General features: G+C 42.7%; 14 protein-coding genes. 9 read left to right on the plus strand and 5 right to left on the minus strand.

The genetic code is table 11. The features are described 5' to 3' along the window. Positions 1-2,457 carry a replication restart helicase PriA gene (gene priA, locus ACFSJE_RS00995; protein ID WP_379829111.1) on the plus strand — a complete coding sequence of 819 codons (2,457 nt, stop codon included), beginning with the start codon at positions 1-3 and terminating at the stop codon, positions 2,455-2,457. Here the strand turns inward: priA and ACFSJE_RS01000 are convergent, their stop codons facing one another. Next, the gene (locus tag ACFSJE_RS01000) at positions 2,458-3,150 is read right to left on the minus strand and encodes a LytR/AlgR family response regulator transcription factor (RefSeq protein WP_119641295.1); all 693 of its coding nucleotides are present in this window, start codon (positions 3,148-3,150) and stop codon (positions 2,458-2,460) included. 235 nt (positions 3,151-3,385) lie between these two features. Here ACFSJE_RS01000 and rpsF point away from each other — a divergent pair, with 235 nt between their 5' ends. The 5 genes from rpsF to ACFSJE_RS01025 all read left to right on the plus strand — a co-directional run bounded on the left by rpsF (position 3,386) and on the right by ACFSJE_RS01025 (position 8,338). Continuing rightward, positions 3,386-3,724: a 30S ribosomal protein S6 gene (gene rpsF / locus ACFSJE_RS01005; RefSeq protein WP_379829112.1), complete on the plus strand. Its 339-nt coding sequence runs from the start codon at positions 3,386-3,388 to the stop codon at positions 3,722-3,724. 4 nt (positions 3,725-3,728) lie between these two features. Beyond that, positions 3,729-4,025 carry a 30S ribosomal protein S18 gene (rpsR, locus tag ACFSJE_RS01010; RefSeq protein WP_072882551.1) on the plus strand — a complete coding sequence of 99 codons (297 nt, stop codon included), beginning with the start codon at positions 3,729-3,731 and terminating at the stop codon, positions 4,023-4,025. Between the two features lie 14 nt (positions 4,026-4,039). After that, positions 4,040-4,492, plus strand: a complete 453-nt coding sequence (gene rplI, locus ACFSJE_RS01015; RefSeq protein WP_379829113.1) for a 50S ribosomal protein L9 — start codon at positions 4,040-4,042, stop codon at positions 4,490-4,492. A 97-nt stretch (positions 4,493-4,589) separates the two neighbouring features. Then, entirely contained in the window at positions 4,590-7,721 is a 3,132-nt protein-coding gene (locus ACFSJE_RS01020; protein ID WP_379829114.1) for a TonB-dependent receptor, read from the plus strand. 146 nt (positions 7,722-7,867) lie between these two features. Then, entirely contained in the window at positions 7,868-8,338 is a 471-nt protein-coding gene (locus ACFSJE_RS01025) for a DUF6495 family protein (RefSeq protein ID WP_379829115.1), read from the plus strand. A 213-nt stretch (positions 8,339-8,551) separates the two neighbouring features. Here ACFSJE_RS01025 and ACFSJE_RS01030 read toward each other — a convergent pair whose 3' ends face one another. Next, positions 8,552-9,268: a hypothetical protein gene (locus ACFSJE_RS01030; protein WP_379829116.1), complete on the minus strand. Its 717-nt coding sequence runs from the start codon at positions 9,266-9,268 to the stop codon at positions 8,552-8,554. Positions 9,269-9,680: 412 nt separating this feature from the next. Here ACFSJE_RS01030 and hisS point away from each other — a divergent pair, with 412 nt between their 5' ends. Beyond that, positions 9,681-11,069, plus strand: a complete 1,389-nt coding sequence (gene hisS / locus ACFSJE_RS01035) for a histidine--tRNA ligase (RefSeq protein WP_379829117.1) — start codon at positions 9,681-9,683, stop codon at positions 11,067-11,069. Here hisS and ACFSJE_RS01040 read toward each other — a convergent pair. Continuing rightward, positions 11,053-11,601 (minus strand): NUDIX hydrolase, encoded by a 549-nt coding sequence (locus ACFSJE_RS01040; RefSeq protein ID WP_379829118.1) that lies wholly within the window; start codon positions 11,599-11,601, stop codon positions 11,053-11,055. The genes hisS and ACFSJE_RS01040 overlap by 17 nt on opposite strands. A gap of 5 nt (positions 11,602-11,606) precedes the next feature. Continuing rightward, complete coding sequence (locus tag ACFSJE_RS01045; protein ID WP_379829119.1) at positions 11,607-12,695, minus strand: M42 family metallopeptidase; 1,089 nt, start codon at positions 12,693-12,695, stop codon at positions 11,607-11,609. A gap of 102 nt (positions 12,696-12,797) precedes the next feature. Between ACFSJE_RS01045 and ACFSJE_RS01050 the strand changes: the two genes are divergently transcribed. Further along, complete coding sequence (locus ACFSJE_RS01050) at positions 12,798-13,502, plus strand: DUF4294 domain-containing protein (RefSeq protein ID WP_379830030.1); 705 nt, start codon at positions 12,798-12,800, stop codon at positions 13,500-13,502. Here ACFSJE_RS01050 and ACFSJE_RS01055 read toward each other — a convergent pair. Continuing rightward, positions 13,499-13,735: a DUF6095 family protein gene (locus tag ACFSJE_RS01055; protein WP_379829120.1), complete on the minus strand. Its 237-nt coding sequence runs from the start codon at positions 13,733-13,735 to the stop codon at positions 13,499-13,501. The genes ACFSJE_RS01050 and ACFSJE_RS01055 overlap by 4 nt on opposite strands. A gap of 56 nt (positions 13,736-13,791) precedes the next feature. Between ACFSJE_RS01055 and ACFSJE_RS01060 the strand changes: the two genes are divergently transcribed. Continuing rightward, positions 13,792-15,111 carry a GntP family permease gene (locus ACFSJE_RS01060; protein WP_379829121.1) on the plus strand — a complete coding sequence of 440 codons (1,320 nt, stop codon included), beginning with the start codon at positions 13,792-13,794 and terminating at the stop codon, positions 15,109-15,111. Positions 15,112-15,118 lie beyond the last annotated feature (7 nt).

A 15,118-nucleotide genomic window follows, 5' to 3' on the forward strand; every position in this document is an offset into this window, starting at 1 on the left:
ATGGATTATTTTTTGGACGTTGTCCTGCCAATTCCTCTGGAGCGTCTCTTTACCTACAAGATCACTCAACAGGAGGCAGATTTTTTACAACCGGGTATGCGGGTGGCAGTTCCCTTTGGCAAGTCCAAAATTTATACCGCGCTGGTATACCAAATCCACAGCAATGCTCCAACAGCCTATGATGCCAAGGAAATATTCCAGATTTTAGATGAAACACCACTGGTCAATTCGGTTCAGTTGAAGCATTGGGAATGGATTTCCCATTATTATATGTGCTCTTTAGGCGAAGTGATTCGGAGTGCCCTGCCAAGTGCTTTTTTATTGGAAAGCGAAACGCTGGTAATGCCCAATAAAGAAGCAGATATTCACGAAATGGAACTCAAGGATGATGAGTTTCTGGTCTATGAGGCCCTTCAGCACCAAACTGCACTGAAGATTGGGGAAATCAGCGACATTGTAGATAAAAAAAATGTACTCTCTCTGGTCAATCGGTTGGTGCAAAAGGGGGTTGTGAACCAAAAGGAGGAGTTGTACGAACAATATCGTCCTAAATTGGTGCGCTATGTAAAGCTCTCCGATGTTTATGATGATGAAGCACAGCTTGAAGAGCTGCTCAATGAGCTTTCCCGAGCGCCCAAACAGAGTCAGGTAGTATTGTCACTTTTTCAAATACGTACTAAGAACAACAAACCTATTCCCATTGACGACCTTGAAAAGGAAAGCGGCGCATCCAAAGCGGTCATCAAGGCGCTCATTGATAAAAATGTTTTGGGGGAGTATCAGATTCGAAAAGACCGGATTGATTATCAAGAAGAATCCGAGGAATCAGAACATATTGGGCTGAATGAGCATCAAACCAAAGCTTTGGAAGATATCCAGACTGGATTTGGTCAAAATAAGCCTGTTTTGCTTCATGGGGTAACATCATCTGGGAAAACCGAGGTGTATGTTAAGCTGATTGAGCAATGTTTGGAAGAAGGTAAGCAAGCATTGTATTTATTGCCAGAGATTGCTTTAACCTCCCAATTGATCAATAGACTTCGCCATTATTTTGGGCACAAAGTATCCGTATATCACTCAAAATATAGTATTCACGAAAGGGTAGAGGTATGGAACAATGTGCTCGCCCAGGCCGAAAAAGCGCAAATTGTCATTGGAGCGCGCTCATCTTTGTTCCTGCCGTTCGCTAACTTGGGTTTGGTGGTTGTGGATGAAGAGCATGAGAGTTCTTTCAAACAATTCGACCCTGCACCCCGATATCATGCCCGTGATGCCGCGATTGTTTTGGCAGCATTCCACAAATCCAATATTATTTTGGGTTCGGCCACGCCTAGCATTGAAAGCATGGATAACGCCAAAAAGGGCAAATATGGGTATGCCTCCATACAACATCGCTATGGAAATGTGCTGATGCCAGATATTAATTTGGTCGATATCAAGGAAGCTACCCGAAAAAAACGGATGAAGGGTCACTTTTCTGAAATTTTGCTCAAGGCGATTGAAGAAGCATTAGAGGAAGGCGAGCAAGTGATCCTGTTTCAAAACCGAAGGGGGTTTGCTCCTGTGGTTGAATGCACCACCTGTGGGCATGTGGCCCAATGTCCCAATTGTGATGTGAGCCTTACGTTCCATCAGCATAGAAACCAGCTGCGATGCCATTATTGTGGTTATCACATGGCGCTACAACAAGCATGCTTGGCCTGTGGAAGTGCCACTTTGGACAATAAAGGGTTTGGTACGGAACAGATTCAGGAAGAACTCAACCAACTTTTTCCCAAAGTTTCTGTGGGACGAATGGATTTGGATACCACCCGAGGTAAATATGCCTATGAAAAAATCATTTCTGCTTTTGAAAATCAAGAGATGGATATTTTGGTTGGTACGCAAATGGTCACTAAAGGGCTGGATTTTAGAAATGTGAGTTTGGTGGGCATCATGAATGCGGATACCATGTTGAATTTTCCGGATTATCGTGCGCACGAACGTAGTTTTCAGATGTTGACGCAAGTTGCGGGTAGGGCAGGGCGTACCAAAAAACGGGGCAAGGTACTGATTCAGACGTATAATCCATACCATCAAATATTGCAGCAGGTCACCACGAATAATTATGGTAAAATGTATGCGGAGCAAATTTATGAGCGGGAGCAATTCAAGTATCCTCCTGTGGTGCGCATCATTAAAGTGACTTTGAAGGCAAGGGATTTCAATACATTGAACGAAGCGGCCCAGTGGCTGGGCGATTCCCTCAGAAATGTGTTGGGAAACCAGATTTTAGGCCCAGAATATCCTCCTGTGGCCCGCATCAGAAGAGATTACCTTAAAAACATCTTGATCAAGATACCCAAGAAACAATCCTTGGCACAAACAAAAAATAGCATTAAAAGAATTGAAAAATCCTTTAATGCTATTTCAAAGTATAAAAGTGTAAGACTGGTCTACAATGTGGACCACATTTAGTTATACATTGGCCAATGCTTCGGCCAACTCAGTCTTTTTATTTCTACTCAAAGGAATCTGTCTGCCCCCCACCTCAACATTTTTACTGTTGAATTTCTCAATCTTCTCCAGATTCACAATATAAGATTTATGGATACGTAGAAATTTTTCGGCAGGCAACTGCTTTTCGAAAGATTTCATGGTGGAAAGGATTACGATATTGGCTTCATCAGTCACCAATTTAATGTAATCTCCCAATGCCTCGATCCATTTAATGTCGTTTAAGATAACCTTACGTTTTTTAAGGTTGCTCTTTACAAAAATGTGCTCTTCATCCTCATCAACACGATTCATTTGCTCGAATTTGGCCACAGCTCTTTTTACAGAAGCTTCAAAACGGGCCAAGGTGATGGGTTTGTGAAGGTAATCGGTTACGTCGTAGTCAAAAGCTTTAAGTGCGTAATCAGGCTTTCCGGTAATAAGGATAACCTGTGGTGGGTTCTCTAGGGCCTCTAAAAGGTCAAACCCACTGATAATGGGCATTTCAACATCCAAGAAGATTAAATCGACTTCATGGTTCTTTAGGCCGTTTTTGGCTTCAATAGCGTTGCTGTATTCAGCAACCAAAGCAAGATGTGGATGATTGTTGACCAATTTAGCAACGGCCATCCGCTGCATGGAAGAATCGTCTACAATTATACTTTTTAATTTCATAGAATGGGGTGATTTGTAGGGTTTTAAATCATCGGCAAATTACACAAAAAACACGGTTAAGAGCAACAAAAGATGTAAACATGGTCTATTTTGTTGTGTATATTACCATATACGATATGTAGGTTTAAAGGGTTCATTTCTGTTAATAACTCTTGTACTTTAAACGAAGTTTTTTTGGTTTTCTTGCAGGGTGAAGGAAATATTACTAATTTTGCGCTCCTTTAAAATATATAATATGAACCATTACGAAACTGTTTTCATTTTGAATCCCGTTCTGTCTGAAACACAGATAGAGGAAACAGTCAAGAAATTTGAGGATTTCTTGATTAAGAATGGTGCCAAAATGGTCTCCAAAGAAGATTGGGGACTTAAGAAATTGGCCTATCCCATTCAGCACAAAAAAAGTGGTTTTTACCACTTATTTGAATTCCAAGCCCCAGGTGAGGCCATTGGCCCATACGAGTTGGAATTCAGAAGAGACGAGCGCATCATGCGTTTCTTGACCGTTAAGTTGGACAAGCATGCAATTGCTTGGGCAGAAAAGAGAAGAACCAAATTAAAAGCAAACGCATAGGGTTATGGCATCTATTGAACAACAGGCAAAAGCCAAAAAAGATGGGGAAATCAGATATTTGACCCCGCTTAATATTGAGACCAATAAGCAAAAGAAGTACTGCAGGTTCAAAAAATCCGGTATTAAGTATATTGATTACAAAGACCCAGATTTTTTGATGAAGTTGGTAAACGAGCAAGGAAAATTGCTTCCTAGAAGACTTACCGGTACTTCCTTGAAATACCAAAGAAAAGTGGCCCAAGCCGTAAAACGCGCACGTCACATAGCGTTAATGCCGTACGTAGGCGATATGTTGAAATAAAAAAATACCGAAGAATGGAACTTATTCTAAAAGAAGATGTACAGGATTTGGGATTTAAAGATGATATCGTTTCCGTAAAGAACGGTTATGGTAGAAACTTTTTGATCCCTCAAGGTTTGGCCACATTGGCTACTCCTTCTGCCAAAAAAGTTTTGGCTGAAAACCTAAGACAAAGAGCCCACAAAGAGAAAAAAATCATTGGTGAGGCCAGCAAGACCGCAGAAGCCCTTAAACAATTGGAAATCCGTATCCCAGCCAAGGTTGGTACCGGTGACAAATTGTTTGGTTCTGTGACTACAATTGACCTTGCTACTGCTTTGGACAAAGAAGGACACCAAATTGACAGAAAGTTCATCAATATCAAAGGAGGAGCTATCAAAAGGACTGGACCTTATGAAGCCATCATCAGACTTCACAGAGAAGTTGTTGTTGAATTTCCTTTTGAGGTGATCGCGGAGGCTAAGTAAATCTTATTTTTCCGTTAATAACTTGTTAAGAGCTATGCGTGCATAGCTCTTTTTTTTGTCTATATTGTCAGCACTCAAACAACTAAAACTCAACAAAATGAAGAAATTCTTAATCTTGGGGGTGCTGTTCATTATGGTACTCCCTTCTGCTATTTCACAAGTAACTACCTCGAACATTAGGGGGACTGTGCTTGATGACCAACAAGAACCCTTGTTGGGGGCCAATGTGGTGGCCGTTCACACACCTACCGGAACGCGTTATGGAGCCATTACCAACGAAGAAGGACGCTACAACCTTTTGAACCTCAGGGTGGGTGGGCCTTACGAAGTAACCATCTCGTATGTGGGATACAAGACCAATACCCAAAACGATGTGTTCCTGACCTTGGGTAAAACCTTTAACCTTGATGTTGTCCTGGTTTCTGATAGCCAGCAACTGGATGAAGTAGTGGTAGTTTCTGACCAATCCGGCACGTTTGGAAGCGACAGAACAGGTGCTGAGACCAGTGTAGGGCGAAGGGAATTGACACGACTACCCACCATTTCTAGGTCTACCAACGATTTTACCCGTTTGGAACCCACGGCAAGTAATGGTTCCTTTGGAGGGCGAAATGACCAGTTCAATAACTTTTCCTTGGATGGGGCCATTTTCAACAACCCATTTGGATTGGATGCAGCTCAACCTGGTGGACAGACCGATGCCAACCCCATTTCCATTGATGCGATTGACCAGATTCAGGTGACCACAGCACCGTATGATGTTACCCAATCAGGCTTTACAGGAGCTTCCGTGAATGCGGTCACCAAAAGTGGAACGAACGAATTTTATGGTACTGTTTATGGCTTTTATAGAAATGAAGACCTTACCGGAGGTAAAATAAAAGGGGATGATGTGTTCAAAGCCGATTTGAGTCAAACCCAATACGGCATCAGTATCGGTGGGCCAATTGTTAAGAACAAATTGTTCTTTTTTGCCAACTTTGAAAAAGATGACCGAACCGACCTTGGAAGCGCTGGTTTTGTACCTAATCGTGGAACAGGAAGTATCAATGAGTCAAGGGTTTTGGCTTCGGATTTTGAATTGGTATCCAATATTTTGAATCAGGTGTCCATCGGAAATGGTCAATTTTACAATCCGGGAAGGTATGAAGGCTTCAATTTTGACCAAGAATCCACAAAAGGGATTTTCAAGTTGGATTGGAACATTAATGAAAATAACCGACTGGCCATTATCTACAATTTCTTGAATGCGTCCAAAGAAAAACCGGCTCACCCCACCGCCTTGGGTTTTAGGGGTCCGAACCTTTCAACCCTTCAGTTTGAAAATGCAGGATACGAAATCAACAACAAAATCCAATCCGTTCAGCTGGAATTGAACTCCACACTTTCAGACGAAGCCATCAATAAATTACAAGTGGGCTACACCCATTTTGATGATTTTAGAAATCCAAAGTCGACTCCGGCACCAACCATTACCTTATTGGATGAAAATGGAAGTTCCAACTACATCATTGCTGGTCACGAACCTTTTTCAATCAATAACCGATTGGACCAGAAAGTATTACAGATAACGAACAATCTTAACTTTTTCAAAGGAGACCACACCTTCACAGTAGGGTTCTCTTTTGAAAGGTTCGAATTTGACAACTCCTTCAACCTAGGCGCTTATGGAGCACAGGGTGTATTTTTCCCGACAGGCTCCATCGCAGATTTTAGGGACCCAAACAATGAGGCAAGTCTAGTTGCCTTTTATCAAGATGCGTTCAACACAGCGATAGCAGCCAATAATTCTTTGACTGCCAATGGAGAAGGAAATTTAGGAGGGTGGGCCTTGGCCGAGACCAATGTTGGGCAACTTGCCTTTTACCTTCAGGACGAGTGGAACGCCACCGAAAACTTTAAGCTTACTTACGGTATTCGATTCGATAGACCGTTGTATTTCGATTCTTCAGAAAAAGCCCAAGATGTGATTGACGTGGCCGCGGCCTACGTTCCAGATATTCCGTATGTAAATCCAAATAACGGTGAAACCGTTTTGTTTGATTCCACCAAAATGCCAACGGACAGCTGGTTGATTTCACCTAGAGTTGGATTCAACTGGGATGTGCATGGAAACAATTCTTTCCAAGTACGCGGAGGTACGGGTATTTTCACCGGTCGTTTTCCGTTTGTGTGGCTTGGAAACCAAATTGCCAACCCCAACGTGTTCTTTTACCAAGTGGTTGACCCTGATTTCAAGTGGCCACAGGTGTGGAGAACTAGCTTAGGAGCAGACTACCGCTTAGAAAACGGCATTGTTTTGACCACAGATTTATCCTATTCCAAGGATATCAATGGCCCACATGTGCAAAACTGGGGGCTTGTGCCACCATCAGAAACATTGCAAGGTGTGGATAACAGGCCCATTTATGGTGCTGGTGATTTAATCAATAACGCTTATGTGTTTTCCAATTCAGACAAGGGGAGAATATGGAATGCTGTGTTCAAAGGTCAAAAAACATGGGATAATGGACTTTATGCAAGTTTGGCGTATAGTTATCTGAATTCCCAAGATGTTAACTCCATTGAAGCAGAAATCACAGGCGATGCCTTTGCGGCCAATGCCATTGTAGCGAATGCCAATGATGATGTACTTTCCTATTCCAGATATGGTGATACCCACCGATTTATTGGTGTGATTTCTAAAGCATTCAAAACAGGAACTACCATTTCCACTTTCTTCGAGTATGCTCAAGGAGGTCGATTTAATTATTTGTATGGTGGTGACATCAATGGTGATGGTTCCAGTATCAATGATTTGCTGTACATCCCAACATCCTCAGAAGTTACCCAAATGAATTTCAGTGGTGCAGGTCAGGCGGAGGCTTTTGAGGCTTTTATCCGTCAAGATGACTATTTGAGTGATCACCGCGGGGAATACGCCGAGCGTTACGGTGCATTGGCGCCTTGGAGAGGTCGCTGGGACCTAAAAATATTGCAGGACATTAAATTGGCACCCAAAAACACCTTACAATTGAGTTTAGATGTGTTGAACGTGGGTAATTTAATTAGTTCTGATTGGGGAATAGTAGATATTCCAACCAATCAGCAGGTTTTAGGAGTTACTGTGGATGACAATAACATTCCAACCTATACCTTCGACACCAACCTAACCGAAACCTTCAGTTCAGACACCAGTTTATTATCCAGATGGCAGGCACAGTTTGGGGTGCGATACATCTTCAACTAAATTCAAATAAAATACAGGATAAAAGGCGGTGCAAAAGCACTGCCTTTTTTATTTTTGCAGGATGAAATGAGCCAGTGGAATATAAAGCTTGATATGAATGTTGGGCGAATTGCATCTGACCTTTGAAAATAGATAGAATACAGCAGATGAAATACAAGCGATTGAGCAAAGAACAGTTGGAGGAGCTGCACCCAGAATTCATTAACTTTTTGGCGACGCAGTCCATCACAGCAGAAGAGTGGAAAACCATTAAGAAAGAAAAACCTGAAGTGGCTGAAGAAGAGCTAGATGTCTTCAGTGATCTAATTTGGGAGGGTGTGCTTTCCAAGGTGGAGTATTTGGAAAATATATCAGAACGTCACATGCACTTGTTTCATTTAACGGACAAAGAAATGAAACTACTTTCCGTAAAAATCATGAATCCAGAGATTGACCTTCGCACCAAAGTGGGTTTTGACTGGTTCAAACGTAATTTCCAGTCCGATTTTGTAGAATATCTCACGGCTTCCAAAGCGTATGGCGAGGACAAGAATGTGGACAAGTTCGAAATCATCAAGCAAGGTGCGGTCATCACCAAAGGGGAACTCTACCAGTGGTTTGACCAGATTATGGAATGACACGGATATCAGATATCAGACGTAAGACTTAAGAACCAAGTTCAAGCTCAAATACAAGTTCAAAATTACAAGCACCAAATCCCAAATTTTAAAGCAGCGACAACCTAAAACCTTTAACCCAATACCCTTCACCAAAAAAGAAAAGGCCCCCTCACGGAAGCCCAATCTCACTGATTATGATTATAGATATGTAGATGAATGTATACTAAGATTTTATTGGTCCAACCCAAAATAGCGTACCACCTCTTTGTAATCATCAGTATTCACCCCTTTGTCTTTTAAAGAAGCCTTAACATCTGTTATAGATTTCATAATGGTAGGTGTTGATGGTTCTGCAGTAGTGGTTGGGATAAGGATGATGTGGACTTCTTGATATATGCTGGGTTGCCATCCAGTATCTGCTAGATCAGCTAATAGTAGCTCCCCATCAAGGTAAGTAACGGAATATTGGGAAAGAATAGTTTCGGTGATGACTACTCCAGGGATAGGATAATAAGTTGTCCCATCGAATATATAGGTCAAAACAGCATGGGTATCCAAGACTTCTTGGGTCAACTCAGCAACCACAAGGGTAACAGGGTTTTGATCTTGGTCGAAACCACTAGTATCCACAATAATCCGCTCTGCGGTGGTTCCTTGCCCATCACCGCCATCAGCACCTTGGCAGTCCAAAGCGTCAAAAATTTCATCACCGTTAATGTCTTCTTCAGGGTCATTTACACCATCACCGTTTAAGTCCCAGCAATTGACACCATCAGCACCATCAGTACCAGCAAGACCATCAGTGCCATTGGTTCCGTTTGTACCATTCGTACCATTGGTACCATCAATGCAGTCCAATCCATCTTTTCCATCCTCTCCTGAGCAAGATGCAATAAGGCCCATGGCAACTACCATACAGCCCAACATAAAAATTCTTTGTAGTTTCATAATTTAAATTTTTGTTTTTACTGTTTTACTAACTAACTGCGCAAATGTATTGGGTAGAGCATGTGTATATAGGCACCAATTGATGAATGGGGTGTTTGGATTGACAAGACCCTTGTATTTTTGAATAAATAAATTTTAGAAGGATTTTTCTTGTTAATATAAAAAGGGGGCGCAGTGAGAACCTTTTGAATCTGTAAATTACCCTTGACCTTTTACCCAAGAACCAAGCACCCATCACCCATTTTCCTTTCACCCTAGACCAATAATCAAGATTTTTGTCATTTCGACAGAGCGAAATATGAGCGACGAGAAATCTCCAATTCGAACAGATTTCTCACATTCGTTCGAAATGACAGCTACCTCACTTAATACAATTAACAAACCCCGTATATTTGCACGAGAATTAAAATACATGGCACAGAAACCATCCATACCAAAGGGAACCCGAGATTTTTCGCCTGCCGAAGTGGCCAAGCGCAACTATATCATCCAGACCATAAAAAAGCATTTTGAAACCTATGGTTTTCAGCCCATTGAGACGCCTTCTTTTGAAAATTCGGAGACGTTGATGGGTAAGTACGGTGATGAAGGTGACCGCTTGATTTTTAAAATCTTAAATTCTGGGGATTTTATATCCAAGGTGGATGATGTGACCTATAGTTCCAAAAACTCAAACTCGCTGACCCCGAAAATCTCTGAGAAAGCCCTGCGTTACGACCTAACCGTGCCGTTTGCCCGATACGTAGTGATGCATCAAAACGAGATTGATTTTCCCTTTAAACGCTACCAGATTCAACCTGTATGGCGAGCGGATAGACCTCAAAAAGGGCGTTTTCGGGAGTTTTACCAATGTGATGCTGATGTGGTGGGTGCTGATTCTTTGTTGCAGGAAGTGGAATTTGTACAGCTGTACGATGCCGTTTTTACGGATTTGGGTCTGACTGGAGCCACCATTAAAATCAACAACCGAAAAATACTTTCGGGCATTGCTGAAGTTATAGGCGCCAAACATTTATTGATTGATTTTACCGTGGCTTTGGACAAGCTCGATAAGATAGGAGAGGAGAAGGTAAAGGCAGAAATGTTGGAAAAAGGGATATCTGAAAGTGCCATCGCAAAGGCTCAACCCCTGTTTTCCATGTCGGGTTCAGCTTCAGAACAGCTGGCGGAGTTGAAAACCTTACTTTCTGAATCTGAGATTGGTCTACAAGGAGTAGCAGATTTGGATGAAATCATCACTACCGTGGAAGCGATTGGATTGCAGTCCGCAAGCTTGCAGCTAGATGTGACCTTGGCCCGCGGCCTCAACTACTATACAGGCGCCATTTTTGAAGTGGCCGCTCCAGAAGGGGTCAGTATGGGTTCTATAGGTGGAGGTGGGCGCTATGATGACCTTACCGGTATTTTTGGGCTGAAAGATGTGAGTGGCGTTGGAATTTCCTTCGGATTGGACCGTATTTATTTGGTTTTGGAAGAATTGAATCTATTTCCCGACAGTTTGGACACTTCTTTGGATGTACTTTGTCTCAATTTTGGAAAAGAAGAGGCTTTGGCAGGATTACGTTTGGTTTCATCTTTGAGAAAAGCAGGGCTTCGAGCCGATTTGTATCCTTCGGATACCAAAGTGCAGAAGCAATTTAAGTATGCGGATAAACGAGGCGTCCCTTATGTGATTCTACTTGGAGAACAGGAACTTACTAATGGCAATTTTGTGGTCAAGAACATGAAATCTGGAGACCAAAAAGCCTACAAATTGGATGAAGTGAATCAATTTGCAGAAGCGCTTAAAGCCGATTTTTAATTTCCTTAATGATGGTTTTGTAGTAGAGCGTGCCGTGAGGAACATATTTTCCCGTGTTGGCCATCCCCCACGTTTCCTCCGCAAATTGGAGCAAAGGGACCAAATCCAAGGCATCTACTTCGCTATCCTGTTTGGTCAACTGATGTAGGGGTTCTTTCAATTCGCCCAAAAACACATGATGGAATTCGGCATCGATAAAATCGTTGGAAATTTTATGGATTGCCTTAAATGTTCCGATAGGTTCCAAATCGGTTTCAGAAATGGTAAGACCGACCTCTTCCGCAACCTCACGCACAGCCGCAATTTTAATATCTTCCCCAAAAGCCACATGCCCCGCCACGGAAACATCCCAAAGGGATGGGTGGGTATCCTTGTGTTTTCCACGTTGTTGAATGAGCACCCTGCCATCCTTGGTATAGAGCCAAACATGAATGGTAGGGTGCAGCAGTCCTTTTTGATGCGCTTCGGATTTTAAACAGGATTTTCCTGTAGGTTTTCCCTGCTCATCCAAAATGTCTACCCATTCGTCCATGGAAATCAATCAAAATAACTGAATGTCTCGCCCTCTTTTATGGTCAAAAGTGTTTCGTAGATTAGACGGATTACATTTTCCACATCTTCTTGGTGCACGGTTTCCACAGTTGTGTGCATATAGCGCAACGGCAACGAAATCAAGGCCGAGGCCACACCGCCATTGCTGTAGGCGAAGGCATCCGTATCTGTTCCAGTATAGCGTGAAGCCGCCAAACGCTGGAAAGGTATCTTTTTGGCTTCTGCAGTTTCCAAAATTCGTTCACGAAGCTTGTTTTGCACGGCGGGAGCGTAAGAAACCACAGGGCCTGACCCGATTAATATCTCGCCCTCTTTCTTTTTGTCAATCATGGGCGTGGTAGTGTCATGGCACACATCGGTAACAATGGCCACATTGGGTTTAATGGTCTGTGTAATCATCTCCGCACCACGTAATCCGATTTCCTCTTGCACAGAATTGGTGATGTACAATCCAAAAGGCAGTTCTTTTTTGTTTTCGTGCAGCAAACGGGCCACTTCGGCAATCATAAAGCCACCAACGCGGTTATCCAAGGCACGGCAAACGAACTTGTCCTTGTTCAAAATGTGGAACTCATCCGGGTAAGTGATCACACAACCGACATGCACCCCCATTTTTTCAACTTCGGCCTTGTCTTTGGCACCTATGTCGATAAAAATATTTTCAATCTTTGGGGTTTCTTCTTTGGCTTTATCCCTGGTATGGATGGCGGGCCAACCAAAAATTCCTTTTACAACTCCGTTTTTGGTATGGATATTTACCCATTTGGAGGGTGCAATTTGATGGTCGCTACCCCCATTTCTAATGACATAAAGCAATCCATCATCGGTAATATAGTTGACATACCAAGAGATTTCATCGGAATGCCCTTCAATGACCACGCGGTATTTTGCATCGGGGTTGATGACAGCGACAGCGGTTCCGTACGTGTCTGTAATGAAGGTGTCAACGTATGGTTTTACATAATCCATCCATATTTTCTGACCTTCCCACTCATAACCCGTAGGAGAGGGGTTGTTCAAGTATTTTTCAAGGAACGTTAGCGATTTCTTATTGATAATTTTTCCTGATGCCATGTGATTAATTTAGTCCACAAACATACTAATATTCACTTTTATTTAATAACCAAATCTTACCTTTATCCTTACTTTTGGCAAGACTTTTGAGCAATGAACCGGATGTTGAGAACGTATATTCTTGTTGTTTTTATCGCTTTTTGCGCCGTGGGATTTTCGCAGGAGATTGAAAACGATTCTGTGCTCAATCCCAACGATTCCATTTCCGATTATTATGTGCGATTTGAAGGCGATTCCATTCTGTATAGCTCGATTCAACTTGAAGAGGTCTACCTTTTCGGCAAGCTGGAATTTGCAGATAGAAGCGAAAGACTCCGGTATCTTATCCTTCAACGAAAGACCTTAAAAGTATATCCATATGCCAAGTTGGCGGCGGAACGCTTGGTGGAATTGAATGATAGCCTGCAACACATCAAAAAGCGACGACACCAAAGAAAGTATACCAAAAAAGTTCAAAAGTTCATTGAGGAGGAATTTTCGGAAGAATTGAAAAAGCTGACTCGCACCGAAGGTCAGATTTTGGTCAAACTGATTTACCGCCAGACAGGAACCACCGCTTTTGACTTGGTTAAGGAACTCCGCAGCGGTTGGAGGGCCTTTTGGTACAATACTACCGCCAGCTTGTTCAAAATCAGTCTTAAGGAAGAGTTTCACCCTGAAAGTATTCACGAAGACTACCTCATTGAAGATATTTTGCAGCGCGCTTTTGCTGGCAATAAGTTGGAGCGTCAGGAATCCGTATTGGACTACGATTATGCCCAGTTGAGCAACAAATGGAAAAACGCTCCTCCTGAATCCAAAAATTAGTCCTTGGATTTTTTTCCGAACACAGCATCCATCACAATATTCACGGAACGGAAGCCTAAATAAATGGCTAATCCGGCAAAAAAGACGCCTAATACTAATACTGGAATATATAGAGGATGTCCTTCATTTTTGAAGGCTTCGTAGATTAAAAATGGCCCCATGAACATTACCGCCACGGTGTAGCCAAACGATTTTAACGCTTTTACCAAAAGTTCCTTATCTGTTCGCCTCATGGGACCAAAGTAGGAATATTAGCTTATATTTAGTGGATATCGCATAAAAATTGACCATGGAACTACTCGTTTTGGGCGTTGTGGTGCTTTTCATCATCATTGCCACGGTAAGGTTTAAAATGCATCCCGTTTTTTCCTTGAACTTGGCCGCGGTGGCTTCAGGATTTCTTTTGGGACTTACGCCACAGGATATTATGGTCACGATTACGGAAGGATTTGGCAAAACATTGTCAGGTATTGGACTGGTGATTGCGTTTGGAACGGTAATCGGAATCTATTTGGAGAAAACCGGCAGTACCCAGGTACTGGCCAATAGTATTTTAAAGATCATTGGGTTGAAGCGTTCTCCGTTGGCCATTAATTTGGCAGGGTTTGTTATTTCAATCCCGGTGTATTGCGATTCAGGCTTTATCATCCTTTCTTCCCTCAACAAGGCCATCAGTAAAAAAACGGGTATTCCGGCCACCGTTTTCGCCATTGCATTAGCGACTGGATTGTATTCAGCCCACGTATTTGTACCACCGACTCCGGGACCTTTGGCGGCCGCGGCTATTATGGAAGCCGATTTGGGGTTGGTCATGACTTTGGGGCTTTTGGTTGCGATTCCAGTGTCCATATCAGGCTATTTTTGGGCTCGATTTATTGGCAAATCCCTCAAAGAGGATGAAACAGCTGAAGTCATGGAGGATAAGAAAGAAATAGTTTCCCCCGTAAAACCTTTTCAAGCCTTTTTGCCCTTACTCGTTCCTATTGTTTTGATAGCCATGAAATCCCTCGTTAATTACCCTACCTATCCGTTGGGCGAAGGAGTTGTGTTTAAAATCATGGACTTTTTAGGTAGCCCCATTATAGCCTTATTGGCGGGGGTGTTCTTTGCTTTTTCCTTGGGGCGGAAAACACCTTCTAAAGAGAAGCAGGAGTGGGTAGGTGAAGCGTTCAAACAAGCGGGTGCCATTGTTTTGATTACGGGGGCAGGAGGCGCCTTTGGAGCCATTTTGCGAACCATTGACATTGCCGCTATCATCAATTTGGAGTCCAGTTCCGGTGTTGGGGGACTTCTCATTGCTTTTGTGATTGCAGCGTTCCTAAAAACGGCTCAAGGGTCGTCCACAGTGGCTATAATTACTACCTCGGCCATTATTGCGCCTTTATTGGAAACCTTCGGGTTGTTGTCCATTACGGATAAAGCGTTGGCAGTTTTGGCCGTGGGGGCAGGGGCTATGACGGTTTCACATATCAACGACAGCTATTTTTGGGTGGTATCCCAGTTTTCCAATATCAATGTAAAAACAGCGTTGCGAGGACACACCTTGGGAACCCTGCTGCAGGGTATTACGGGTATTTTAGTAATTTTAGTGCTCTATTTGGTACTGTGACCACCAA

Source organism: Flagellimonas iocasae, from assembly GCF_042682725.1.
Lineage (GTDB): Bacteria > Bacteroidota > Bacteroidia > Flavobacteriales > Flavobacteriaceae > Flagellimonas > Flagellimonas iocasae.